The sequence below is a fragment of the Pseudomonas sp. Y3 TE3536 genome, assembly GCF_053629175.1.
This window is the reverse complement of record NZ_JBRJHU010000001.1, coordinates 249,223-274,891: the sequence shown is the minus strand read 5'-3', so window position 1 is coordinate 274,891 and position 25,669 is coordinate 249,223. Positions and strand designations below refer to the sequence as shown.

Below are 25,669 nucleotides of genomic sequence, written 5' to 3'. Positions count from 1 at the left end.
ACCCACACATGCAAATTGCCCTGGCCCCCATGGAGGGGCTGGTCGACAACATCCTGCGCGACGTCCTGACCCGAGTGGGTGGCATCGATTGGTGCGTCACCGAGTTCATCCGCGTGTGCGACCGCCTGCTGCCGCCATCCTCGTTCGACAAGCTGGCGCCTGAATTGCGCCAAGGCGCGCGGACCGCGGCCGGGGTGCCGATGCGTGTGCAACTGCTGGGCTCCGACCCGGTCTGCCTGGCCGAGAACGCAGCGCTGGCCTGTGAGCTGGGCGCACCGGTAATCGACCTGAACTTCGGTTGCCCAGCCAAGACCGTGAACAAGTCGCGCGGCGGCGCGGTGCTGCTCAAAGAGCCAGAACTGCTGCACGCCATCGTCCGCGAAGTGCGCCGTGCGGTGCCGGCGCATATCCCGGTGACGGCGAAGATGCGCCTGGGCTTCGACAGCCCCGATGGCGCGCTGGACTGCGCCACGGCCCTGGCCGAAGGCGGTTCGGCGCATCTGGTGGTGCACGCCCGCACCAAGGTCGAGGGCTACAAGCCGCCCGCTCACTGGGAGTGGGTGGCGCGGGTGCAGGATGTGGTCAAGGTGCCGGTGTTCGCCAATGGCGAAATCTGGACCGTGGACGACTGGCGCCGCTGCCGTGAGGTCAGTGGTGCCGAACACATCATGTTGGGGCGTGGGCTGGTGTCGCGGCCCGACCTGGGCGTACAGATTGCCGCTGCCCGCGAGGGGCGCGACTACCAGCCGATGAGCTGGGACGACCTGCTACCGCTGCTGCGCGAGTTCTGGCGCCAGGCCCAGGCCAAGCTGTCGCCGCGCTATGCGCCGGGGCGGATGAAGCAATGGCTGGCGATGCTGACCCGCAGCTACCCGGAGGCGGTCGTGCTGTTTGCCGAATTGCGTCGCGAAGATGATTGCGCGCGGATCAGCCGGTTGTTGGGGGTTGAGGTGCAGGCATTCGAGGCGTGTGTTGCCTGATCACGGGGAATTACCCAATTCACGGTAGGAGCAGCCTTGTGCTGCGAAGAGGCCCGTGACCCCAGTGATTTCTCGCTGTGGGCACTGGCCCCTTCGCAGCACAAGGCTGCTCCTACACCGGTTGTGTTGGAACGCAAACCCGCTCAAAAAAATTTTCGTGGTCCCTCTTGAAAGCCATTTCACCGACCTTATCTTTTGAGTACGCGATGCCGAACTCGGGTCGCGCAGTGACTTACTTGCTGAATCTCAGGAGTTTATGACCATGACCACCGCTTTCTCTCTCGCTCCACTGTTCCGTCATTCCGTTGGCTTCGACCGTTTCAACGACCTGTTCGAATCCGCGGCACGTAACGAGGCCGGTAGCAGCTACCCGCCCTACAACGTGGAAAAACATGGCGAAGACCACTACCGCATCGTGGTTGCCGCAGCCGGTTTCCAGGAGCAGGACCTCGACCTGCAAGTCGAAAAAGGTGTCCTGACCGTCTCCGGTGGCAAGCGCGACAACAGCGCCGCAGAAGTGACCTACCTGCATCAGGGCATCGCCCAGCGCGCCTTCAAGCTGTCGTTCCGCCTAGCCGACCACATCGAGGTCAAGGCTGCGGGCCTGGCCAATGGTTTGCTCAGCATCGATCTGCTGCGCATCGTGCCTGAAGAAGCCAAGGCCAAACGCATCCCGATCAATGGCGACAAGCCAGCGCTGAACTGAGTGTAAGGCTGTGACAAAAAGGGCACCTTCGGGTGCCCTTTTTTGCGTGCGGGCAGTCAGTAATCCGCAGGCGCTTCCAGCAGCATCTGCCGGAATTCCTGCAACGGCAGCGGCCGGCTGTGCAGATACCCTTGATACAAATGGCAGCCCAGTTTCTCCAGAAACTCCAGTTGCTCGGTCAGCTCCACCCCTTCGGCAATTACCGCCAGGTCCAGGCTGTGGGCCATGGCGACGATGGCGCGAACGATCTCCGCGTCGTTAGGGTCTATCGGTGCGTCGCGCACGAAGGTCTGGTCGATCTTCAGTGCATCCACCGGCAAGCGCTTGAGGTAGGTCAGTGACGAATAGCCCGTGCCGAAGTCGTCCATGGCAAAACTCACCCCGTAGCGCTTCAGTTCGCGCATCTTGCTGATGGTGTCTTCCAGGTTCTGGATGACGATGCCTTCGGTGATTTCCAGTTTCAGCATCCGCCGTGGCAAGCGGTAGTCGTCCAGGCTGCGCAGCACCCGCCCGACGAAATCGTTCTGACGGAACTGCCGCGGGCTGATGTTCACGCACAGGCTGAAATCATCGGCATCGATCAACCCGTCCGTGAGCATGCGCGCGCAGGCGTCGCAGGCTTCGTCGAGGATCCAGCTGCCTACTTCCAGAATCAGGCCGCTTTCTTCCAATACCTGAATGAACTGTGCCGGTGGCTGCTGGCCGAGCTGCGGGTGGTGCCAGCGCAGCAGCACTTCGGCACCGACGATACGGTTGTCGCGGGCATCCACCTGCGGCTGGAAGTGCAAGGCCAGCTCACCCCGTGCGAGCGCCAGGCGCAGGTCGTTTTCCATGCGCAGGCGCTCGCTGGCAGCCTTTTGCATGGTGGTGTGGAACAACTGGGTGGTATTGCGCCCGGAATCCTTGGCCCGGTACAGGGCGATATCGGCACGCTTGAGCAGGTCGGCGGGGGTGGTGCCGTGGTCGGGGATCAACGCCACGCCGATGCTGGGGGTTACCTGCAGGCGCTGGCCATCCAGCGACATCGGTTCGGCCAGCAGTTCGCGCAGGGTATCGGCCAGCTCGTGCACTTTGCTTTCGACCTGTTCGCGGCTGCCTTCCAGGCCGCTGAGCAGCACCACGAATTCATCGCCCCCCAGCCGCGCCACGGTGTCTTCCAGGCGCACGCTGGCCTCCAGGCGCGCGGTGATGATCTTCAGTACCGTATCGCCTACCGGGTGGCCCAAGGAATCGTTGATGTGCTTGAAGTGGTCGAGGTCAAGGAACAGCAGCGCGCCACGCAGGTTGTGGCGCTTGAGCAGGGCGATCTGCTGGCTCAGGCGGTCCATCAGCAGAGCGCGGTTGGGCAGGTTGGTCAGCGGGTCGTGGTACGCCAGGTGGCGGATCTGCGCCTGGGCATTTTTCAGTTGGCTGACATCGCGGGCGGTCAGCAGCAGGCAGTCGGTCTCGTTGAGGGTGATCGGTTCCACCGACACTTCGACGGTGAGGATATCGCCGCGCTTGTTGCGCCCGAGCATCTCCCGATGGTGCACCCGGCCACGCTCTTTGAGCTCGGCGAGCAGCGCGCTGCGCTGCTTGTCATCGGCCCAGATGCCCAGTTCATACACGCTGCGCCCGACCACTTCTGCCGCGCTGTAGCCGGTGAGCCGGCAGAAACCGTCGTTGATTTCCAGGTAGCGGCCGCTGTAGCGCTCGGTGATGGTGATGGCATCAGGGCTTGAGTGGAAGGCCTTGGCGAACTTCTCTTCGCTGGATTTCAGCGCCGCCTCGGCCCGTTGCTGCTGGGTAATGTCGCGCAGGGTGGTGACGCTGCAGGGTTGGTCATCGACGCTGATCAGGCAGCTGGATATCACGCAGGTCAAGGGCGCGCCGTTGCGGTGGTTGACCACCACCGCCACGTTGCTCAAGGCCTGTTCGCGGATCACCCGCTCGATGCGCTGCGCACGTTCGATGGACTCAGCCCACAGGCCGATTTCCTCGGCCGTGCGGCCGATCACCTGGTCGGCGCTCCAGCCGAACGTCTGGGTAAAGGCCGGGTTGATCTCGATGAACTGGCCGGTGTCCTGGCGGGTCACGCAGATGGGGTCAGGGCTGACCTGGAACAGGCTGGCGAATTTTTCTTCCGAGGCGCTGAGGCGTTGCTCGCGCTCGACCTGGTCGGTGATGTCCAGCAGGGTGCCGGCCATGCGCAAGGGGTTGCCTTGGTCGTCCCGGTACAGCCGTGCGCGGCTTTCGATATAGCGTGACGCGCCGTTGTCCAGCTGCACGCGGTAAGTGATCTGGTAATTGCCCGCAGGCCCTTCGCGCAGGCTGCGGTAGGCCTGGCGCATGACATTGCGCTCTTCCTCCGGTACGCCCTCGAAAAAGGCATCGAACGATTCGTGGAAGGGGATCGGGTCCAGCCCGTGCAGCTGCGCGGCACGGGCCGAGCCGTAGAGCATGCCGCTGGGGATGTGCCAGTCCCAGGTGCCCAGCTGGGCTGAGTCCAGGGCCAGGTCGAGGCGTTCCTGGCTGTCCTTGAGGGCCTGTTCGGCACGCTTGCGTTCGGTAGTGTCGACGAAGGTGCTGAGCAAAAACGTCACCCCCTCCAGTTCGATGGCCTGGGTGCAGAGGATGCCGTCGTGCACCTTGTCATTGCTGGCCCGGAACTGCACTTCCATGATCAGTGGGCCACCGCTGGCGCGGGTAGCGTCCAGCAGTTGCGGGCGCTGCTCGGGGTGCACCCATAGGCCCAGCTCCAGGCTGGTCTTGCCGATCACTTGGTTGCCTGGCCAGCCGAACATGTCTTCGAAATGCTGGTTGACCTCGAAGATCATGCCGTCGTGGCGGCGGGTCAGAAGGATGGCATTGGGGCTCAGGTGGAACAGCGTGGCAAAGCGTTTTTCCGAGTTGATCAGCGCCGTTTCGCGCTCGCGCTGGCGGGTTATCTCACGGATGACCCCGATCATCTGCGGTCGGCCGTGGCGGTCGTGGGTCAGGCTGCCGTTGATCTCCAGCCAGTGCAGGCTGCCATCCGGCCAGCGGATGCGGTGGCGCATGGCTTGCTCCACGGGTTCGCCGTTGACCACTGCCTGGAACAGCTGGCGGGTGCGTGCGCGGTCTTCTTCGGGCAGCAGGTCGAGGTAGTCGATGTCGTTGGGCAGCGGGCGTAGCGGGTCGAAACCGAACAGCGCCTGGGTACCGCGTGACCAGCTGACCCGGCCGGTTTCGATGTCCCACAGCCAGGCCCCCAGGCGGGCGCCGTTGAGCGCGGCGAGCAGTTGCGGGGCGTTTTGCCAGGCCTGTTCGGATTCCTGTGGGTCGGCCGCAGGAATGCGCGGCAGGCGCGGAAAGCGGTTTGCTGATTTGGGCATTGGTACCAGACCTTTGGCGTTTGACGCGTCCTTGAGTTGGAAATGCCGTACTGACGACCGGTCAGGCGGACCCTGCATGGCTGTCGAGCAGGGCCATGAAGGCCCTCGCCGCATTCGATAGCGTTCGCTCCGTGTGCAGAATGTAGCCTAGCTGGCGCGACAGCTGTATGCCGGGTAAAGCGATGGGTGCAACCTGATCATCGAGCATGGTGCGCGGCAGCACGCTCCAGGCCAGGCCGATGGAAACCATCATCTTGATGGTTTCCAGGTAGTTGGTGCTCATGGCGATGTTCGGCGTCAGGCCCTGGCTTTCGAACAGCCGCTGGACAATGTGGTGGGTAAAGGTATTACCACCGGGGAAGACCGCCGGGTGGCGCGCGACATCGGCCAGGCTGACCGCGTGGTTGTTGGCCAGCGGGTGTTCCGGGGCCGCCACGAAGTCCAGCGCGTCGTCCCACACCGGGATCGCCTTGATCAGGTTGTGGGGCTCTGGCGCCAGGGTGATAACGGCAATTTCAGCGCGGCCATGGAGTATCTCGTCGTAGGCAGCTTCTGAGTCCATGAACTGAATATCCAACGCCACCGAAGGGTACTGCCGGGTAAAGGCCCGTAAAAGCGGGGGCAAGCGGTGCAAGCCGATATGGTGGCTGGTGGCCAGGGTCAACCGACCACTCACTTCCCCGGTCAAATTGGTCAGCGCGCGTCGGGTATCATCAAGCACGTTGAGAATCTGATAGGCCCGTGGTAACAGCGCCCGCCCGGCCTCGGTCAGGGTCACTTCACGCCCTAGCCGGTCGAACAGGCGCACGTCCAGTTGTTGCTCAAGCCCGGCGATGCGTTTGCTGATGGCGGGCTGGGTCAGGTGCAGGCGCTCGCCAGCCCCCGAGAAGCTGCCGGTCTCGGCAATGGCGATAAAAGCGCTGAGGTTGGCCAGATCCATCTTTCAGATTCCTGGTGGTTATGCAAAGCATAAAAATTATGAATTTGAGTTATTCAATCTATCGCCATAGCATCGTCCGTACAAGCCAAGGGGTCTTTGGCATAGAAAGACGCTGATGAGGAACAGTCTGATGGCTGGCAAAACGCTCTACGACAAACTCTGGGAAGCCCATGAGGTCAAGCGCCGTGATGACGGCTCGTCCTTGATCTACATCGACCGCCACATCATCCACGAAGTGACGTCGCCCCAGGCCTTCGAAGGCCTGCGCCTGGCGAACCGCAAGCCATGGCGCATCGATACCAACATCGCCACCCCTGATCACAACGTGCCGACCACGCCAGAGCGCAAGGGCGGTATCGACGCCATCGTCGACCAGGTGTCGCGCCTCCAGGTGCAGACCCTCGATGAGAACTGTGACGAGTACGGCATCGTCGAATTCAAGATGAATGACGAGCGCCAGGGCATCGTCCACGTCATCAGCCCGGAGCAAGGTGCCACCTTGCCGGGCATGACCGTGGTCTGCGGCGACTCGCACACGTCCACCCACGGCGCTTTCGGTGCCTTGGCCCACGGCATTGGCACCTCCGAGGTCGAGCATGTGCTCGCCACCCAGTGCCTGGTCGCCAAGAAGATGAAGAACATGCTGGTGCGCGTCGAAGGCGAATTGCCTGCCGGCGTCACTGCCAAGGACATCGTCCTCGCCGTCATCGGCAAGATCGGCACCGCGGGTGGCAACGGCCACGCCATGGAATTCGCCGGCAGCGCTATCCGTGGCTTGTCCATGGAAGGCCGCATGACCATCTGCAACATGTCGATCGAAGCCGGTGCCCGCGTGGGCCTGGTGGCGACCGATGCTACCACCGTCGCCTATGTCGAAGGCCGCCCCTATGCACCGAAGGGCGAGCAATGGAAGCAAGCCGTCGAGTCGTGGAAAGACCTCGTCTCCGATGAAGACGCCGTGTTCGACACCGTGGTCGAACTGGATGCCGCGCAAATCAAGCCACAGGTCAGCTGGGGCACATCGCCCGAGATGGTGTTGGCCGTTGATCAGCGCGTACCGGACCCAGCTGCCGAAGCTGACCTGGTCAAGCGGGGCTCGATCGAGCGTGCCTTGAAATACATGGGCCTGACCGCCAACCAGGCGATCACCGATATTCAGCTGGACCGCGTGTTCATCGGCTCGTGCACCAACTCGCGGATCGAAGACTTGCGCGCCGCGGCCGAAATCGCCAAGGGCCGCAAAGTGGCCGCTACCGTCAAGCAGGCCATTGTCGTCCCGGGCTCGGGCCTGGTGAAGGCGCAAGCCGAGCGTGAAGGCCTGGACAAGATCTTCCTCGAAGCGGGCTTCGAGTGGCGCGAGCCGGGTTGCTCGATGTGCCTGGCGATGAACCCGGACCGCCTGGAAAGCGGCGAGCACTGTGCCTCGACGTCCAACCGCAACTTTGAAGGCCGCCAGGGTGCCGGTGGTCGTACCCACCTGGTCAGCCCGGCCATGGCCGCCGCCGCTGCGGTGACAGGCCACTTCATCGATGTCCGCGAGTTGATCCAAGGGAGCGCAGCATGAAAGCCTTTACCCAGCACACTGGCCTCGTCGCGCCGTTGGACCGTGCCAACGTCGACACCGACCAGATCATCCCCAAGCAGTTTCTCAAGTCGATCAAGCGCACCGGCTTCGGCCCCAACCTGTTCGACGAGTGGCGCTACCTGGACGTGGGCCAGCCCTACCAGGACAACAGCAAGCGCCCGTTGAACGAAGAGTTCGTGCTCAACCACGCGCGCTACCAGGGTGCCAGCGTGTTGCTGGCGCGCGAAAACTTCGGTTGCGGTTCGAGCCGCGAACACGCGCCATGGGCGTTGGACGAGTACGGCTTCCGCAGCGTCATCGCACCGAGCTTTGCCGACATCTTCTTCAACAACAGCTTCAAGAACGGCTTGCTGCCGATCATCCTCAGCGATGAGGAAGTCGACGAGCTGTTCAAGCAGGTCGAAGCCAACCCTGGCTATCAGCTGACCATCGACCTGCAAGCCCAGGCCGTGACCCGTCCTGATGGCAAGGTGCTGCACTTCGAGATCGACGCGTTCCGCAAGCACTGCTTGCTCAACGGCCTCGATGACATCGGCCTGACTTTGCAGGACGGCGATTCGATCAAGGCCTTCGAAGGCAAGCACCGCGCCAGCCAGCCTTGGCTGTTTCGGGATGCCTGATAGGCGTAGGTGACAGGGCTGGCCCCTTCGCGGGGCAAGCCCGCTCCCACAGGAACTCCTCTGCCCTAAAGTCTTGTGCAGTACCTGTGGGAGCGGGTTTACCCGCGAAAGGGCCGGTAAAGGCAACAAGAAACCAAAAGGATTTATACATGACCAGCACCACCCACACCGACGTGGTCCAACGCCAGTTCGGCGAGCAGGCCAACGCCTACCTCAGCAGCGCCGTACACGCCCAGGGCACCGAATTCGCCCTGCTGCAAGCCGCGCTGGCCGGCCAGGCCGAGGCCCGCGTGCTGGACCTGGGCTGCGGTGCCGGGCATGTCAGTTTCCACGTTGCGCCCCTGGTCGCCGAAGTGGTCGCTTACGACCTGTCGCAGTCCATGCTCGACGTGGTTGCCAGCGCCGCCGCCGACCGTGGCCTGGGCAATATCACCACGCAGCGCGGCGCCGCCGAACGCCTGCCGTTCGCCGACGCCTCGTTCGGCTTCGTCTTCAGCCGCTACTCGGCACACCACTGGAGCGACCTGGGCCTGGCCCTGCGCGAAGTGCGCCGCGTGCTGAAACCGGGCGGTGTGGCGGCCTTCATCGACGTCATGTCGCCGGGCAGCCCGTTGCTCGACACCTACCTGCAAACCGTCGAGGTGCTGCGCGACACCAGCCACGTGCGCGACTATTCCGTCGCCGAATGGCAGCGCCAAGTCAGCGAAGCCGGCCTGTATGTGCGCAGCCACACCCGGCAGCCGCTGCGCCTGGAGTTTGGCACCTGGGTCGAGCGTATGCGTACCCCCGAACCCATGCGTGTGGCCATACGCCAATTGCAGCAAGCCATGGGCGAGGAAGTGCGGCAGTATTACCAGATCGAAGCCGACGGCTCGTTCAGCACCGATGTGCTGGTACTGTGGGCTGAGCGCTGAGTTTTTTACGGTGTGGCCGAGCTGGCCGCACCGCTTGAATGGATAGAGGAAAGCATGAGCAAGCAGATTCTGATTCTCCCAGGTGATGGCATTGGTCCGGAAATCATGGCCGAGGCGGTCAAGGTGCTGGAGCTGGCCAACGACAAGTTCCAGCTCGGCTTCAGCCTGGCCCACGACGTGATTGGTGGCGCGGCCATCGACAAGCACGGCGTACCGCTGGCTGACGAGACCCTGGAACGTGCGCGCCAGGCCGATGCCGTGTTGCTGGGCGCTGTGGGTGGCCCGAAATGGGACAAGATCGAGCGTGACATCCGCCCTGAGCGCGGCCTGCTGAAAATCCGTTCGCAACTGGGCCTGTTCGCCAACCTGCGCCCGGCCATCCTCTATCCGCAACTGGCCGATGCCTCGTCGCTCAAGCCGGAAATCGTCTCGGGCCTGGATATCCTCATCGTTCGCGAACTGACCGGTGGCATTTATTTCGGCGCGCCACGTGGCCAGCGTGAACTCGAAGGCGGCGAGCGCCAGGCGTATGACACGCTGCCCTACAGCGAAAGCGAAGTGCGCCGTATTGCCCGCGTCGGCTTCGACATGGCCCGTGTGCGCGGCAAGAAGCTGTGTTCGGTGGACAAGGCCAACGTTCTGGCGTCCAGCCAGTTGTGGCGCGAAGTGGTCGAAGACGTGGCCAAGGATTACCCGGATGTCGAGCTGAGCCACATGTACGTGGACAACGCGGCCATGCAGCTGGTGCGCGCGCCCAAGCAGTTCGACGTGGTAGTGACCGACAACATGTTCGGTGACATCCTGTCGGATGAAGCTTCCATGCTGACCGGTTCCATCGGCATGCTGCCGTCGGCGTCGCTGGATGCCAACAACAAGGGCATGTACGAGCCGTGCCACGGCTCGGCGCCGGACATCGCCGGGCAGGGCATCGCCAACCCGCTGGCGACCATTTTGTCGGTGTCGATGATGCTGCGTTACAGCTTCAACCAGCACGCTGCCGCCGAGGCCATCGAGCAGGCGGTCAGCCTGGTGCTGGACCAAGGGCTGCGCACCGGTGACATCTGGTCGGCCGGCTGCGACAAAGTAGGCACGCAGGAAATGGGCGACGCAGTAGTCGCAGCGCTGCGGAATCTGTAATCTCTCTGGCCCGCCACCGTTTTTGGTCGGTGGCGGCCCACTTTTAGCAAAGGTGTAGTTGCGATGAAACGTGTAGGTCTGATCGGTTGGCGCGGTATGGTCGGTTCCGTGCTCATGCAGCGGATGCTGGAGGAGCAGGATTTCGACCTTATCGAGCCGGTGTTCTTCACCACCTCCAATGTCGGTGGCCAGGGCCCGAACGTGGGCAAGGATATTGCTCCGCTCAAGGACGCTTATTCGATTGAAGAACTCAAGACCCTCGACGTGATCCTGACCTGTCAGGGCGGCGACTACACCAACGAGGTCTTCCCCAAGCTGCGTGAAGCGGGCTGGCAGGGTTACTGGATCGATGCCGCCTCGTCGCTGCGTATGCAGGACGATGCAGTGATCGTGCTCGACCCGGTCAACCGCAAGGTGATCGACCAGCAGCTCGACGCCGGTACCAAGAACTACATCGGCGGCAACTGCACCGTTAGCCTGATGCTGATGGGCCTGGGTGGCCTGTTCGAAGCTGGCTTGGTCGAGTGGATGAGCGCCATGACCTATCAGGCGGCCTCCGGTGCCGGCGCGCAGAACATGCGTGAGCTGATCAAGCAGATGGGCGCTACCCACGCGGCTGTGGCCGATGACCTGGCCAACCCGGCCAGCGCCATTCTCGACATCGACCGCAAGGTCGCTGAGGCCATGCGCAGCGAAGCCTACCCGACCGAGAACTTCGGCGTGCCGCTGGCTGGCAGCCTGATCCCGTGGATCGACAAGGAGCTGCCGAACGGCCAGAGCCGCGAAGAGTGGAAGGCCCAGGCTGAAACCAACAAGATCCTCGGCCGCTTCAAGAGCCCGATCCCGGTCGATGGCATCTGCGTGCGCATCGGCGCCATGCGCTGCCACAGCCAGGCGCTGACCATCAAGCTGAACAAGGACGTGCCGCTGGCCGATATCGAAGGCATGATCAGCCAGCACAACCCGTGGGTGAAGCTGGTGCCGAACCAGCGCGAGATCAGCATGCAGGAGCTGAGCCCGACCAATGTCACCGGTACCCTGAACATTCCGGTAGGTCGCCTGCGCAAGCTGAACATGGGTTCCCAGTACCTGGGCGCATTCACCGTAGGCGACCAGCTGCTGTGGGGCGCTGCCGAGCCGCTGCGCCGCATGCTGCGGATCCTGCTGGAACGTTGAACCGGGTTTGATCGTTCGAAGCCCTGCAAGGCGCTGGCCTTGCAGGGCTTTTTTATTTCACACAGCGTAGGTCATGAGCGGCTCATGCGCGATCTGCAATCATTGCAGTTCAATTGTGTAGATAAAGACCTGGGAGTCACCCGCCAAAGGCTTAAGCGAAACCGAACCATCCTGCCCTACATCCACGAATTGACCAGTCTTCTTGTTCTGAAGGCGAATCCTGTGGAGCTGCCCTGCCAGGTCCTTTCGAGTTAACCAGGTGAGCCTGTCCGCACGCGGTTGCGCGCACCCCTGAAGCTTCAACTCGTCGTTCAGGCATTGGCCAGCGCCGTTCATGAGCGTGAGTTCGGTACTTCCATCTGGCAGCGGCAGGGTGGCCGTGTTGATCATGTACCAACTTTTCAGGTGATTGGGCTCGCAGGTCGACACTGCTACTGTTTCGCCCGAAGTTATCAGGCATCGACCTCTGTGCGTCACCATGAACTTCAGTAGCGCCTGTTTCTGGAACCGTTGGCCTGGGCTGTAGGTCAGCGGGGCAAGCACTGGGGTGTCGTTACCTTGCGTGGTGGTGATGAACGTTCCGGTAGTCAGTTCCTGTAGATAGATGTCAGACGAGGTCTGGGTCAGGTCTTGGCGTGTCCACCAAGCGGTATCTTTGCGCGGGAAATGGCATTCGCCGGTTGCTAAACGGGTGTTGATGCAACGGCCCGAGAGGTCGACTGGCTCGTAGGTGTCGAATAGCTGGGGGAACACATTCTTTTGGGGGAGGCGCCAAATTGCATCCGCATTGCAGGTCGCAAGTTTCAAACCTTGATCGGTGGCCGCTAGGCAGGCGTTTCGTTCTTTTGAATACAACCATTGCGGCTCCCAGACCTGGTTTATCTGCTCGCCGTGCTCAGCCCCCATGCTGATGACCAGGGGAAGGCGGTTATCTTCCAGTTGTCGCTCATAAACGACGGCGTTATCCACCTTGAGCACCGCTTTAACAGGTTTGCGCTGGGAGTTGACATTGAAAACGGCCGTTTTCAATGTGTCTTTCGCGATGGGGCCGGCGTAGAGTGGGTGTGTTTCGACGGCGCCGCTGGCGTAATGAATATCGACCCGATAACTGTGCGGGTTGTGATCGTCGCCTGGCATGAAATGTTGCAATTCGTTATCGCTGCTATTGGGGAGCAAGGCCAGGTCGCGGGGGCCAGTGGGGGTAATGAATTTTCCTGTGTTGCTCTCTTGCAGCTTCAGCAGGCGAGAATGATTCGTGAGGTCTATGCGGCCGCGCCAGCGAACTTGTCGTTCGGCGTTGACGCAACTGCGAAAGTGAAAATTGAATTCCAGGCATTTTCCCTCCCTGTTACGCACGATGACAATCGGCACGTAGGGCGCTTCCGCTGCGTTATTAGGGGGTACGGTTTCTATGGTTAATTGAGCCGATTCGTCATCGCAAGCTTTCAATACCAGCAGGTCGTTATCCGAGGCGAGGCATTGCGAGGTTGTCGTCATCAATACGGAATAGCTCGCGCTGCGCTGTGGGCGGGTCGCAGAACTGGCGGCTAACTGTGCAGGGCTGAAGACATTCCCATAGTTGCTCAAAATGGCCGGATAGATTTGGTTGATGCCGTCCCGGTTGTGAGACGGGTCTGAAAAGGTCGCCACCAAGGTATGTACCGGCACTGCAGTTTCAATAGGGACTTGATTTGATTCGGGCGAAAGCAACGACAGCAGGGGGGCAGGTTGCTGAATGCCTGAGTCAGGGAGACCGTGAGAGGGGGCAGTCACCGCAAGGCCTTTGCCTTCCTTGGCGGCAACGGCAGTGACGCCAATGGCCGGCGGGCGGTGGTCGTCAAACACATCAGCGTACTTTGCGCCGTCCGGCAGCCGTCCGAAGCGCTGTTGTACACGCAGCGTCTGCTGGTGGTTATAGGGAGAAATATAGCGTTTCCAACTGGCGCCTTCTGTCGATTTCAGGCCCAGCTTTTCGAACTCGTCAATCAAGGGCGCGGAAGCGGGACCGGAAGCCCAAGGAGGGGCGGAGAGTGATCCAACAACCTGGCCGAAGTAGTGCAAGCCCAGATAGTCTACCCGCAGATTGTAGCGGTGTGGGTCAGGATGTGTGTGTGGCAGAAAGACATTGTCATACGCCCTATACGACCAGTCTTCGTAGCGTGGGGGTGTATCGTGAGGAAGGCCAAAGGCGTGGCCTGTTTCATGCCAGAAGCCATCGGGGAAGTAAGGGTAATTACAGCTGTTACCTCCACAGCTGGCGGCTACGCCTGGCGGCAATGGAGGCATGCCGTTTGGCGTGTCAAGCAATTGCCCCGTAATGGCCACAGGGTATCCTGCTTTCTTGTCGCCCAGGTTCGAAGCCGCGCGCCAGTAATTGCCCATGCCCACTTTGGCCGGTAACGTTTTGTCGCCGAACACAGCCCACTCCATGCCATTCGTCTTGTCGTAAACATGCGGCTTTTGATCGGGCCCCATGGCAATGATGCGGGGCCAGTAGGCCTTGCCGGTGCCTAGGTGAAGGCGTTGAGTGGGCACTTCGGAAAGCATTTCCCGTGCTGCAATACGCGCGGCAGTGGGGTTGTACTCACCGTCGAACTGATCGAGGGTATCCCTGCACGTCGACTCATCCTTGAAGATGCAGCCCTTGATGTTCATCAGCGTCAGCCCCTCGCTTTCAGGGGTCATGAACACGAATTTGTCAGCGGGTAGCGAGCCTTGATTGCTCGGGTTGCCAGCTTGCTGAAAACTGATGCGTGCATCGGCGGTGAACAGGTTCCAGGGTATCTGATAGGTGAACGTGTTTTCCCTGAACTTCGGGTAGCTGCCTTCAATGATCTTTCCAGAGAAGGTGTCCTCCTGGTCATATACTGCGGTACCTGGAAGTGCTTCCGGGCGACCCATGCGTACGGTGGTGGTGCGGCCATCTAGCGTTATGGTCATTTCCACGTCAGTGACGGGCTTGTTGGGCCTGAACAGCACCAGGGCCGCTTTGTGCGGCACCAGAAACGGGTCGAAGATTCTGCGGGTCGCCGCTACAACATGCGTTTGGGCAAAATCGACCTGCCCCCCCAGAGCGCCCTGCAGATCATTTCTCGGCGCATCCGCGAAGTTAGTCGGGCCGTAATCCTGAGGTACGCAGGCGCTAGTGACCAAACATGACAGCAGCGTTGTTATCAGGAGTGGGCGCATAACGTGTGCCTCGATGAATAGACGTCATGCAAGATTGGGTGCGATCGAGAAATCCTGAAACTGGCAAAAATGTCAGGTAGCGCCTGTCATTCTGGCCGGCCTGATGTTCGACGGTCGGTCGCAGAGGGGCTGGCGAATTGAGGGTGTTCGTTGTTCCATAATCCGAGTAAAGTGCCGCCCCCCGCCGTTTCAGCAAAAGGATCCCCTCCATGACCCAACCCCTGGACATCGCCGTCGTCGGCGCCACCGGTAGCGTCGGTGAAACCCTCGTACAGATCCTCGAAGAGCTGGCATTTCCGGTCGCGACTCTGCACCTGCTGGCCAGCATGGAGTCGGCGGGCAGCAGCGTGATGTTCGCAGGCAAGAAGATCAAGGTGCGTGAAGTCGACAGTTTCGATTTCGCCCAGGTCAAACTGGCCTTCTTCGCTGCCAGCCCTGGCGTCAGCCGCAGTTTCGCCAACAAGGCCCAGCAGGCGGGCTGCACGGTCATCGACCTGTCCGGCGGCCTTGACGACGCCCTTGCCGTGGTGCCGGAAGCCAATGCCGACAGCATCGCCAACCTGAAGCTGCCTGCGCGCCTGGCCAGCCCAGGCTCTGCAGCCGTTGCCCTGGCTGTCGCGCTGGCGCCGCTGAAAGGTCTGCTGGACATCGAGCGGGTGCAGGTCATGGCCAACCTGGCGGTCTCTGCCCAAGGTCGCGAAGCGGTCAACGAATTGGCCCGTCAAACCGCCGAGCTGCTCAATGCCCGCCCGTTGGAGCCGCGCTTCTTCGACCGCCAGGTGGCGTTCAACCTGCTGGCTCAGGTGGGTGCGGTTGACGAACAAGGCCATGCTGGCCTTGAGCGGCGCCTGGTCAGCGAGCTGCGCGAGCTGTTGGGGCAGCCCGAATTGAAGATTTCCGTGACCTGCATTCAAGTCCCGGTGTTTTTCGGCGATAGCTTCAGTGTGGCGGTGCAAAGCCGTAAACCGGTAGACCTGGCGGCAGTCAATGCTGCGTTGGAGAGTGCCGGCAGCGTCGAACTGGTCGCACGCGACGATTATCCGACGCCGGTAGGTGACGCAGTGGGCCAAGACGTGGTCTATGTTGGACGTGTACGCCATGGTGTCGATGACGACCAGCAGCTCAACCTCTGGCTGACCACCGACAACCTGCGCAAAGGCGCCGCGCTCAACGCTGTGCAAGTGGCGCAATTGTTGATTAAACACAGGCTGTAAAAGATACTGCGAGCACTTTTGTCCTGCTCTGCATGCAGGTTTCGGGACGATTCATACAAGGGAAGAGGTCATGCTTCGAATTCGCAAACTGGTCCTGGCCATGGCTGCTGCCTCGGCGCTGTCGTCGGGCATGGCCAATGCGTTGGGCTTGGGGGAGCTGACCCTCAAGTCGGCACAGAATCAGCCGCTGGACGCCGAGATCGAATTGCTCGACGTGCGCGACCTCACTGCCGCCGAAGTGGCGCCCAGCCTGGCGCCGCCGGAAGAGTTCAGCAAGGCGGGGGTAACCTTTGCGACTTACCTCGAAGACCTGACATTCACGCCGGTGATCAACCCCAACGGCAAGAGCGTGCTGCGCGTCACCTCCAGCCAGCCGCTGCCGGGGTCTGTGGTCAAGTTTCTGGTGCAGGTGATGTGGCCGCAGGGGCGTCTGCTGCGTGACTACAGCGTCCTGCTCGACCAAGCCAAGGCCCAGGGCAAACAGCCTGCGCCAGGCAATGTCGCACCCGCAGTGACGGGCGCCAGCAACTACACCACCCAGCGCCGCGACACCTTGTGGCAGATTGCTGCGCGCAACAGCCAGGGCGGCTCGATTCAGCAGACCATGATCGCGATCCAGGCGCTGAACCCGGACGCCTTCATTGGCAACAATATCAACCAGTTGAAGGTGGGCCAGGTACTGCGCCTGCCCGACCAGCAACAAGTCCAGGCCATTGCTCAGGGTGAGGCGGTTCGCGACGTGGCCGAGCAGTATGCGGCCTGGCGTGAAGGCCGGCGCCTGGGGCCGCGTGCCCGTCAGCTCGACGCCACCCGCCGCGGTGCCGCCGAGGCCGCGCCAGAGCGCATTGCCCAGGGTGACAACCTGCGCCTGGTCAGCCCCGGCAACCAGGCAGGCGCTGCGCCGGCCAAAGGGCTGAACGACAAACTGGCCGTGGCCCAGGAAAGCCTCGATACCAGCCGTCGTGACAACGACGAGCTCAAGAGCCGCATGGCGGACCTGCAGAGCCAACTGGACAAGCTGCAGCGTCTGATCGCGCTGAAAAACGACCAGTTGGCCCGGCTTGAAGCCCAGGGCGCAGCAGGTGAGGCGCCAGTCGCCGCTGCTCTGCCAGGCGAGCCTGCGCCGGCCAATCCGGCAGCTAATGCCGAGCCGGACGTAAAACCTGCACCGGCGGCCGTCGATACCGCGCCGGCCAGTGTGCCTGACGCCCAGCCGCGCGCTGACGGCGTGCTCGGCAACCCGTTGCTGCTGTGGCTGATTGCAGGGTCTGCGTTCCTCGTGCTGTTGCTGCTGCTGGTGCTGTTGATGCGCAAGCGCAAGGCCCAGGAAGAAGCCGAGAAACACCTGCGCATGGCGCGGGCCTTGGCTGAGGAAGAGCAGGGTGCGGGCCTGGATATCGATGCCGACAGCTTTGAAGGCCTGGAGGTCTCGGCGCCGAGCGTAACGCTGTCGCCAGCGGTGGTCGCGGCGTCTGCCGCTGCCGCCACTGCTGCAGAAAAGCCCGCGGTCGCGCTCGCCGAGCCAGCGCCGCAGCCAGACACGACGGCCGCCCTGTTGGCGGAAGTCGAGCAAAGCCTGCAAAGCGGCCGCCTGAATCATGCCGCAGAGCTGCTTGAAACGGCCCTTGCCGCTGAGCCTGAGCGTGACGTACTGCGCCTGAAACTGATGGAAGTGTATGCCCGTCAGGGTGATCACAGTGCGTTCGTCGAGCAGGAGCGTGTGCTGCCAGCGACTGAGCAGAATGTTGCTCAGGTCGACGAACTCAAAGGCCGTTTCCCAGCCATGCTGGGGCTTGCCGCCGCCGGTTTGGGTGCGGCAGCGTTGGCTGCCGAGATGGATGAGCAGTACGTGCAGGGCCTGCTGCAAGATCAGCCTGAGGCGCCGGTGGTTGAAGACATCGTGCCCGAGGCCGAGCCAGAGGTGCTGGCGGAGCCCGATTTTGTCGCAGAGCAAGCGCTGGACGACATCGTCGAGCCTGAGGCCGAGGCCATCAGCGAGGTTCCGTCGCTTGATGAGTCGGACCTGGACAGCGACTTCGACCTGAGCCTGGGTGAAGACCTGCCCGAGGAAGACCCGTTGGCAGCGCCGGTGCTGGACGAGCCGGTGCTGGACGAAGTTGTGCTGGATGAACCTGTGCTGGACGAAGTGCAGGTAGAGGAACAGCCCGCTGCCGTGGAGGCTGAGCTGCAAGCTGACGCTGAAACAGACGCTGAAACAGACGCTGAAACAGACGTTGCCGCCGATGCCGATGCTGATTTCGAGGCCATGCTGGCGCAGGCCGAGCCGCAGCCCGTTGCCGATCTGGATGACTTCGACCTCGACGTTAGCGAGCCCGTGGCCCCGGCTGTCGCCGAAGAGGCGCCGGTAGACGTTGCCGCCGAGCTGGCAGCCTTCGACAGCGTGCCAGAGTTTGACCCGATCACCGAACTGGACCTGCCGTCGGACTTCGACCTTTCGCTGTCGCTGGAGGATGACTCGCCCGCTGCCAAGAGCTTTGCTTCGGAGCTGGATGACGTCAACGCGGAGCTGGACAAGCTGTCCCAGAACCTAGAGTCGCCTTCGCTGGAGCCGCACTTCACCGCTGAAGACGCCGTTGAGCAGCCCGAGCCCGAGCCGCTGGACGACTTGGACTTCGACTTCTTCTCTGGCAGTGATGAAGTCGCCACCAAACTCGACCTGGCGCGCGCCTACATCGACATGGGCGACCACCAGGGCGCCCGTGACATCCTCGATGAAGTCGTCAAGGACGGCGACGGGACGCAGCGTCAGGAAGCCGAGGACCTGTTGTCTCGGTTGGTCTGAGCCCGGTTCTGAGGCTTCGCGGCTAAACAGATGTAACCACCCCCAACGGCAGCCCAACAGGGCTGCCGTTGTCGTTATAATCCCGCCATTGCGTAATCACCACAGGTTTCATGCTTTTGGACATCATCGACACCGCCGCCGAATCCGCGGCTGAAGGCTACTCCCGCATCGCCCTGGGCGTGGAATACAAGGGCTCGCGCTACCGCGGCTGGCAGCGCCAGGCCAGCGGCGTGCCCAGCGTCCAGCAAGCCCTCGAGCAGGCGTTGTCGAAAGTGGCGAACGAGCCGATTTCCGTGATCTGCGCCGGGCGCACCGATGCCGGGGTTCACGGTTGCGGGCAAATCGTGCACTTCGACACGCGCGCCATCCGCGATGAACGCGCCTGGACCCTGGGCACCAATTTCAACCTGCCCCACGACATCAGCGTGGTCTGGTCGCGCCCGATGCCGGCGGACTTCCATGCTCGCTTCAAGGCCACCGCCCGGCGTTACCGCTACGTCATCTACAACGACCCGATCCGCCCCGCGCACCTGGCCGAGGAGGTGACCTGGAACCACCGCCCGCTGGACGTCGAACGCATGGCCGAAGCCGCCGAATTCCTGCTCGGTACCCACGACTTCAGCGCCTTCCGCGCCAGCCAGTGCCAGGCCAAGTCGCCGATCAAGCACATTCATCACCTGCGCGTCACCCGCCATGGCCAGATGATCGTGCTGGACGTGCGCGCCACGGCGTTCCTGCACCACATGGTGCGCAACATCGCCGGTGTGTTGATGACCATCGGCGCGGGTGAGCGGCCCGCCACCTGGGCGCGGGAAGTACTGGAAGGGCGCAACCGCCGCGAGGGTGGGGTGACGGCACACCCGTACGGTTTGTACCTGGTGCAAGTGGAATACCCCGAAGCCTTCCAATTGCCCCAGCGTTACATCGGCCCACACTTTTTGACCGGCTACGAGGCATTGGCAGACTGACGGGCCAAAAGCCTTTTGCTAACATCCGGCCTTCACCGAAACAGCAGGGTTCGCAGTCCATGAGCAACGTTCGCAGCAAGATCTGCGGGATTACCCGCATCGAAGACGCGCTGGCTGCCGCCGAGGCGGGGGCCGATGCCATCGGCTTCGTCTTCTACGCCAAGAGCCCGCGTGCCGTGGACGTGCGCCAGGCGCGCGCGATCATTGCCGAACTGCCGCCGTTCGTGACCACCGTCGGGTTGTTCGTCAACGCTTCGCGTTGCGAGCTGAACGAGATCCTCGAAGTGGTTCCCCTGGACCTGCTACAGTTCCACGGCGATGAAACCCCGCAAGACTGTGAAGGCTTCCATCGCCCCTGGATCAAGGCCCTGCGCGTGCGCCCGGGTGATGACCTGGAAGCGGCCTGCCGGCTTTATGCTGGCGCCCGCGGTATCTTGCTGGACACCTATGTGCCCGGCGTGCCCGGGGGCACGGGTGAAGCCTTTGACTGGTCGCTGGTACCGGCGCGCCTGAGCAAGCCGATCATCCTGGCCGGTGGCCTGGACGCGCAGAATGTCGGCCGGGCCATTGCCCAGGTCAGGCCTTATGCGGTGGATGTCAGCGGCGGTGTGGAGCAGGCCAAGGGCATCAAGGATGCGGCGAAGATCGAAGCCTTCATGCGTGCGGTGCAACAGGCGTGACGGTGGATGTGACGGTTGGCGGCGCACCATCGTCCATAGCTATCGCAGCCCCTGCGGGGCGCCCGCCGATGCGGTGGGCGAACAACACATTAACGGTGGCGCGCCGCGCCGGAAGCCCCGGCGGCCGTGCCATCATTGTTTCATAAAAGATTTTGAGCTCAAGGGCAGGGCAGGCCGGTTACGCCGGCCCCCGCCCGCCGATACTGGAGAAAGAAAGCATGAGCAACTGGTTAGTCGACAAACTGATCCCTTCGATCATGCGTTCCGAGGTGAAGAAGAGCTCGGTGCCTGAAGGCCTGTGGCACAAGTGCCCGGCTTGCGAGGCCGTGCTGTATCGTCCGGAGCTGGAAAAGACCCTCGATGTCTGCCCTAAGTGCAACCACCACATGCGCATCGGCGCACGTGCGCGTATCGACATCTTCCTCGACGCCGAAGGCCGTGCTGAGCTGGGCGCCGAGCTGGAGCCGGTCGACCGCCTGAAATTCCGCGATGGCAAGAAGTACAAGGACCGCCTCACCGGTGCGCAGAAGCAGACCGGCGAAAAAGACGCGCTGATCTCCATGAGCGGTACCCTGATGGGCATGCCGATCGTGGTCAGCGCGTTCGAATTTTCCTTCATGGGCGGCTCCATGGGTGCCATCGTCGGTGAGCGTTTCGTTCGCGCCGCCAACTACGCCCTGGAAAACCGCTGCCCGATGGTCTGTTTCTCGGCCTCCGGTGGCGCGCGCATGCAGGAAGCGCTGATCTCGCTGATGCAGATGGCCAAGACCTCGGCTGTGCTGGCGCGCCTGCGTGAAGAAGGCATTCCGTTCATCTCCGTGCTGACCGACCCGGTCTACGGCGGCGTTTCCGCCAGCCTGGCGATGCTGGGCGACGTCATCGTCGGCGAGCCCAAGGCACTGATCGGCTTTGCCGGCCCGCGCGTGATCGAGCAGACCGTACGCGAGAAGCTGCCAGAAGGCTTCCAGCGCAGCGAGTTCCTGCTGGAGCACGGCGCCATCGACCTGATCATCTCCCGTGGCGAACTGCGCCCGCGCCTGGCCCGTCTGCTGGCCCAGATGACCGGCCAGGAAACCCCGGAGCAGGCACGTGAGGCGGCTGCGGTCGCGTGATGACACAGCGAACCCTGGGCGAATGGCTCGCCTACCTCGAGCAGTTGCACCCTTCGGCCATCGACATGGGGCTGGAGCGTTCGCAGAACGTGCTTGCCCGCCTGGCGCTGGGCAAGCTGGCACCGCGCGTGGTGACCGTCACTGGCACCAATGGCAAGGGTTCCACCTGCGCCTTCGTCGCCGCGATGCTGCGTGCCCAGGGGCTCAAGGTGGGCGTGTACAGCTCGCCACACCTGTTGCGTTACAACGAGCGGGTGCTCATCAATGGCCAAGAGGCCAGTGATGAGCGCCTGTGCGAAGCCTTCGCCGCCGTCGAGGCGGCGCGAGGCGACATTTCCCTGACCTATTTCGAGATGGGCACCCTGGCGGCGTTCTGGTTGTTCTACCAGTCCAAGCTGGATGCTGTGGTGCTCGAAGTGGGGCTCGGTGGCCGTCTGGACACCGTGAACGTGGTGGATGCCGACCTGGCGCTGGTGACCAGCATCGGTGTCGACCATGTCGATTACCTGGGTGATACCCGTGAGCTTGTCGCCTTCGAGAAGGCCGGCATTTTCCGTGCTGGCAAGCCGGCGCTGTGTGGCGACCTTGACCCGCCGCAGCCCTTGCTGGACAAGGCCCATGAGCTGGCGGCGCCGTTGTTCTTGCGTGGGCGTGACTTCGACCTGGAAAGCACAGGCGACAGCTGGCACTGGCGTGGGAAAACGGCGGAGGGTGGCCTGGTAGCGTTGCGCGATCTGCCGCTGCTAGACCTGCCCATGGAAAACGCCACCCTGGCCCTGCAGGCCTACCTGTTGATGGGCCTGCCCTGGGATGCCGGTCAACTGCGCCAGGCGCTGCTCGATACCCGTATCACCGGTCGCCTCGATCGCCGTGAGGTGCGCTGGCAGGGCAAGCGTGTGGAGCTGTTGCTGGATGTCGGGCATAACCCGCATGCTGCGGCGTACCTGGCACGGCGCCTGGCGGCAAGTCCGGTCAAGGGGCGCCGCCTGGCAGTGTTCGGCCTGCTGGCCGACAAGGACCTGCCGGGCGTTGTCGAGCCTTTGCAGGCACTGGTCGACGACTGGGCGGTCGCACCGCTGGACACGCCGCGCAGCCGTCCGGCCGCAGAACTGGCTGACGCCTTGACGAACCTCGGCGCCGCGGTGAAGTCTTATGCCAGCGTCGACGCGGCCCTCGAAGGGCAATGCGCGCAGGCGACGGCGGATGATCAGGTCCTGCTGTTCGGTTCGTTTTTCTGTGTCGCCCAGGCCCTGGAGTGGTTGGCGCGGCAGGCCCCGGAGGGTTGAGTAGATGGCAGTGCTGGATAAAGGGATGAAACAGCGCATGGTGGGTGCGTTGGTGCTGGTGGCGCTGGCGGTGATCTTCCTGCCGATGCTGTTCACCCGCGAGGACGAGATGCGCCAGGTGCGTGTCGAGGCCCCGCAGGCGCCGGCCATGCCGAGCCTGCCAGAGGTGCAAGTGGAGCCGGTCGCCGTGCCGGAGCCGCAGGTGCTTGCAGAGGAGACGCAGCAGCCACCGGTGGTGGTTGACGAGTCTACCGCGCCAGCCAGCACGCCTAGCCAGCCGATTACGCCATCCCCGCAGACGCAAACGCAGGCCCAGGCTGCCAAGCCGCCAGCGCCCAAGGTTGAAGCCAAACCGGCCGCCACGCCTGCGCCTGCCGTTGCCGCCGCCAAGCCCGCAGCGCCGTCGAAGATCGACGTGAATGGGTTGCCGGTCAGTTGGTCTATCCAGCTGGCCAGCCTGTCCAATCGTGCCGGGGCAGAAAGCCTGCAGCAGACGTTGCGAAGCCAGGGCTACAACGCCTACATCCGCTCGGCGGGTGGTATGAACCGGGTGTACGTCGGGCCACTGATTGAGCGCGCCGAGGCCGAGCGCGTACGTGATGCAATCAACCGCAAGCACAGCCTCAAAGGCTTTGTGGTGCGCTTCCAGCCCGAGCGCGGCTGATAGCGCTGCCTCTTTGTAGGAGCGGCCTCGTGTCGCGAAAGGGCTGCGAAGCGGCCCCAGGTTCCTGGCTTAGATATAAGAATCGCAGGGGCCGCTTCGCAGCCCTTTCGCGACGCAAGGCCGCTCCTACAGGTATCGCGCAGTTGTTAATCGGCCCGACATTCCGCTTACCCCCAGCTCGCCGCTCTGGTAAAATGCGCCGCCTCAAACGTCTGCAGGCAGCACCGTGGCATTTACCTGGGTTGATTGGGCGATCATCGCGATCATCGCCGTCTCCACACTGATCAGTCTCAAGCGCGGCTTCGTCAAGGAAGCCTTGTCCTTGCTCATCTGGATCATTGCCGGTGCGGTTGCCTGGATGTTCGGTGGCTCGCTCTCGGTGTATCTTGAAAGCTACATCCAGACGCCATCGATGCGCATCATCGCAGGCTGCGCCATTCTTTTCGTCGCCACCCTGCTGGTGGGGGCCATGGTCAACTTCCTTGTCGGCGAGCTGATCCGCGTGACCGGGCTGTCGGGTACCGATCGTTTCCTCGGCATGGCCTTCGGCGCCGCGCGCGGGGCCTTGCTGGTGGTAGTGGCCATCGGGCTGCTTAGCCTGGGGCCGGTTCAACAAGACACCTGGTGGCAGGAATCACGCCTGATACCACAATTTCTCTTGGTCGCTGACTGGTCGAAAAACCTGATTCTGGGTTTCACCAGCCAGTGGATGTCCAGTGGGGTGATCAGCACACCGGCTGATCTCCCGTTCAAGGAACAGTTGCTCGGGCCGGCAAAGCCCTGAGCGCTATTCACTCAAGTTTCGTCAAAGTAGGGGTTGCGTCGCATGTGTGGCATCGTCGGTATCGTCGGTAAGTCGAACGTCAATCAGGCGCTGTATGACGCGCTTACGGTCCTCCAGCACCGCGGCCAGGACGCTGCCGGTATCGTGACCAGCCATGACGGCCGGTTATTCCTGCGCAAGGATAATGGCCTGGTGCGCGATGTCTTCCAGCAGCGCCACATGCAGCGCCTGGTCGGCCACATGGGTATCGGCCACGTGCGCTACCCAACGGCGGGCAGCTCGACCTCGGCCGAGGCCCAGCCGTTCTACGTCAACTCGCCGTACGGCATCACCCTGGCGCACAACGGCAACCTGACCAACGTCGAGCAGTTGGCCAAGGAGATCTACGAGTCCGACCTGCGCCACGTCAACACCAATTCCGACTCGGAAGTGCTGCTGAACGTGTTCGCCCACGAGCTGGCCGTACGCGGCAAGCTGCAGCCGACCGAAGAAGACGTGTTCGCTGCGGTTTCCCACGTGCACAGCCGCTGCGTGGGTGGTTATGCGGTGGTGGCCATGGTCACCGGTTATGGCATCGTCGGTTTCCGTGACCCGAACGGTATTCGCCCGGTGGTGTTCGGCCAGCGTCACACCGACGAAGGTGTGGAGTACATGATCGCCTCCGAAAGCGTCGCCCTGGACGTGCTCGGTTTCACCCTGATCCGCGACCTGGCGCCGGGCGAAGCGGTGTACATCACCGAAGAAGGCCAGCTGTACACCAAGCAGTGTGCGCAAAACCCGAAACTGCAGCCGTGCATCTTCGAACACGTCTACCTGGCCCGTCCGGACTCGATCATGGATGGCGTCTCGGTGTACAAGGCGCGCCTGCGCATGGGCGAAAAGCTGGCCGAGAAAATCCAGCGTGAACGCCCTGAGCACAACATCGACGTGGTCATCCCAATCCCGGACACCAGCCGCACTGCGGCGCTGGAGCTGGCCAACCACCTCGGCGTCAAGTTCCGCGAAGGTTTCGTCAAAAACCGCTACATCGGCCGTACCTTCATCATGCCCGGCCAGGCCGCGCGCAAGAAATCGGTACGCCAGAAGCTCAACGCCATCGAGCTGGAATTCCGCGGCAAGAACGTGATGCTGGTGGACGACTCGATCGTGCGCGGCACCACCTGCAAGCAGATCATCCAGATGGCCCGCGAAGCCGGCGCCAAGAACGTCTACTTCTGCTCCGCAGCCCCTGCGGTGCGCTACCCCAACGTCTACGGCATCGACATGCCGAGCGCTCACGAACTGATCGCCCACAACCGCACCACCGAACAGGTGGCCGAGTTGATCGGCGCCGACTGGCTGATTTACCAGGACCTGCCGGACCTGATCGAATCGGTCGGTGGCGGCAAGATCAAGATCGAGCACTTCGATTGCGCAGTGTTCAATGGTGAATACGTCACCGGCGACATCGACGCAGCCTACCTTGATCGTATCGAGCAGGCCCGTAACGACCTGGCGAAGGTGAAGACCCAGGCGGTCAGCGCGATCATCGACCTCTACAACAACTGATTAGGGAGCG

The 25,669-nt window shown here is 62.6% G+C and carries 19 protein-coding genes; 16 read left to right on the top strand and 3 right to left on the bottom strand.

Going from position 1 to position 25,669, the window contains the following annotated elements; translation table 11 throughout:
* The first annotated feature begins 8 nt into the window (after window positions 1–8).
* Together AB7M33_RS01205 and AB7M33_RS01200 are read left to right on the top strand one after the other, a co-directional pair.
* Window positions 9–980 (top strand): tRNA dihydrouridine synthase, encoded by a 972-nt coding sequence (locus tag AB7M33_RS01205; protein WP_274887376.1) that lies wholly within the window; start codon window positions 9–11, stop codon window positions 978–980.
* A 262-nt stretch (window positions 981–1,242) separates the two neighbouring features.
* Entirely contained in the window at window positions 1,243–1,686 is a 444-nt protein-coding gene (locus AB7M33_RS01200) for an Hsp20 family protein (protein WP_027596735.1), read from the top strand.
* 56 nt (window positions 1,687–1,742) lie between these two features.
* On the opposite strand, the gene AB7M33_RS01195 is transcribed toward AB7M33_RS01200, so the two are convergent.
* A complete protein-coding gene (locus tag AB7M33_RS01195) occupies window positions 1,743–5,039 on the bottom strand; it encodes a PAS domain S-box protein (RefSeq protein WP_454242304.1) in 3,297 nt (1,098 codons plus the stop codon).
* Window positions 5,040–5,100: 61 nt separating this feature from the next.
* Complete coding sequence (locus AB7M33_RS01190) at window positions 5,101–5,979, bottom strand: LysR family transcriptional regulator (RefSeq protein ID WP_454242303.1); 879 nt, start codon at window positions 5,977–5,979, stop codon at window positions 5,101–5,103.
* A 130-nt stretch (window positions 5,980–6,109) separates the two neighbouring features.
* Here AB7M33_RS01190 and leuC point away from each other — a divergent pair, with 130 nt between their 5' ends.
* The 5 genes from leuC (at window position 6,110) to asd (ending at window position 11,411) form a co-directional block, all read left to right on the top strand.
* A complete protein-coding gene (leuC, locus tag AB7M33_RS01185; RefSeq protein WP_027596732.1) occupies window positions 6,110–7,543 on the top strand; it encodes a 3-isopropylmalate dehydratase large subunit in 1,434 nt (477 codons plus the stop codon).
* Entirely contained in the window at window positions 7,540–8,184 is a 645-nt protein-coding gene (gene leuD / locus AB7M33_RS01180) for a 3-isopropylmalate dehydratase small subunit (protein ID WP_238216361.1), read from the top strand. Before leuC ends, leuD begins: the two co-directional genes overlap by 4 nt.
* Window positions 8,185–8,333: 149 nt before the next feature.
* Window positions 8,334–9,098: a class I SAM-dependent methyltransferase gene (locus AB7M33_RS01175; protein ID WP_454242302.1), complete on the top strand. Its 765-nt coding sequence runs from the start codon at window positions 8,334–8,336 to the stop codon at window positions 9,096–9,098.
* A 54-nt stretch (window positions 9,099–9,152) separates the two neighbouring features.
* Window positions 9,153–10,235 carry a 3-isopropylmalate dehydrogenase gene (leuB, locus tag AB7M33_RS01170; RefSeq protein ID WP_027596729.1) on the top strand — a complete coding sequence of 361 codons (1,083 nt, stop codon included), beginning with the start codon at window positions 9,153–9,155 and terminating at the stop codon, window positions 10,233–10,235.
* 63 nt (window positions 10,236–10,298) lie between these two features.
* Window positions 10,299–11,411 (top strand): aspartate-semialdehyde dehydrogenase, encoded by a 1,113-nt coding sequence (gene asd, locus AB7M33_RS01165; protein WP_027596728.1) that lies wholly within the window; start codon window positions 10,299–10,301, stop codon window positions 11,409–11,411.
* 99 nt (window positions 11,412–11,510) lie between these two features.
* Here the strand turns inward: asd and AB7M33_RS01160 are convergent, their stop codons facing one another.
* On the bottom strand, window positions 11,511–14,600 hold the full coding sequence (locus AB7M33_RS01160; RefSeq protein ID WP_454242301.1) for a TagA domain-containing protein: 3,090 nt from the start codon (window positions 14,598–14,600) through the stop codon (window positions 11,511–11,513).
* Window positions 14,601–14,809: 209 nt separating this feature from the next.
* Here AB7M33_RS01160 and AB7M33_RS01155 point away from each other — a divergent pair, with 209 nt between their 5' ends.
* The 9 genes from AB7M33_RS01155 (at window position 14,810) to purF (ending at window position 25,659) form a co-directional block, all read left to right on the top strand.
* Window positions 14,810–15,814 carry an aspartate-semialdehyde dehydrogenase gene (locus tag AB7M33_RS01155; protein WP_099430091.1) on the top strand — a complete coding sequence of 335 codons (1,005 nt, stop codon included), beginning with the start codon at window positions 14,810–14,812 and terminating at the stop codon, window positions 15,812–15,814.
* Between the two features lie 70 nt (window positions 15,815–15,884).
* A complete protein-coding gene (locus AB7M33_RS01150) occupies window positions 15,885–18,617 on the top strand; it encodes a FimV/HubP family polar landmark protein (protein ID WP_454242300.1) in 2,733 nt (910 codons plus the stop codon).
* A gap of 110 nt (window positions 18,618–18,727) precedes the next feature.
* Window positions 18,728–19,585 (top strand): tRNA pseudouridine(38-40) synthase TruA, encoded by an 858-nt coding sequence (gene truA / locus AB7M33_RS01145; RefSeq protein WP_027596725.1) that lies wholly within the window; start codon window positions 18,728–18,730, stop codon window positions 19,583–19,585.
* Window positions 19,586–19,644: 59 nt separating this feature from the next.
* Window positions 19,645–20,265, top strand: a complete 621-nt coding sequence (locus tag AB7M33_RS01140) for a phosphoribosylanthranilate isomerase (RefSeq protein ID WP_099430089.1) — start codon at window positions 19,645–19,647, stop codon at window positions 20,263–20,265.
* 218 nt (window positions 20,266–20,483) lie between these two features.
* Complete coding sequence (gene accD / locus AB7M33_RS01135; RefSeq protein WP_027596723.1) at window positions 20,484–21,377, top strand: acetyl-CoA carboxylase, carboxyltransferase subunit beta; 894 nt, start codon at window positions 20,484–20,486, stop codon at window positions 21,375–21,377.
* Window positions 21,377–22,663: a bifunctional tetrahydrofolate synthase/dihydrofolate synthase gene (folC, locus tag AB7M33_RS01130; RefSeq protein ID WP_265968210.1), complete on the top strand. Its 1,287-nt coding sequence runs from the start codon at window positions 21,377–21,379 to the stop codon at window positions 22,661–22,663. Before accD ends, folC begins: the two co-directional genes overlap by 1 nt.
* A gap of 4 nt (window positions 22,664–22,667) precedes the next feature.
* Window positions 22,668–23,327: an SPOR domain-containing protein gene (locus tag AB7M33_RS01125; protein WP_454242299.1), complete on the top strand. Its 660-nt coding sequence runs from the start codon at window positions 22,668–22,670 to the stop codon at window positions 23,325–23,327.
* A gap of 226 nt (window positions 23,328–23,553) precedes the next feature.
* Window positions 23,554–24,111 carry a CvpA family protein gene (locus tag AB7M33_RS01120; protein WP_012313468.1) on the top strand — a complete coding sequence of 186 codons (558 nt, stop codon included), beginning with the start codon at window positions 23,554–23,556 and terminating at the stop codon, window positions 24,109–24,111.
* Between the two features lie 42 nt (window positions 24,112–24,153).
* Complete coding sequence (purF, locus tag AB7M33_RS01115) at window positions 24,154–25,659, top strand: amidophosphoribosyltransferase (RefSeq protein ID WP_027596720.1); 1,506 nt, start codon at window positions 24,154–24,156, stop codon at window positions 25,657–25,659.
* Window positions 25,660–25,669 lie beyond the last annotated feature (10 nt).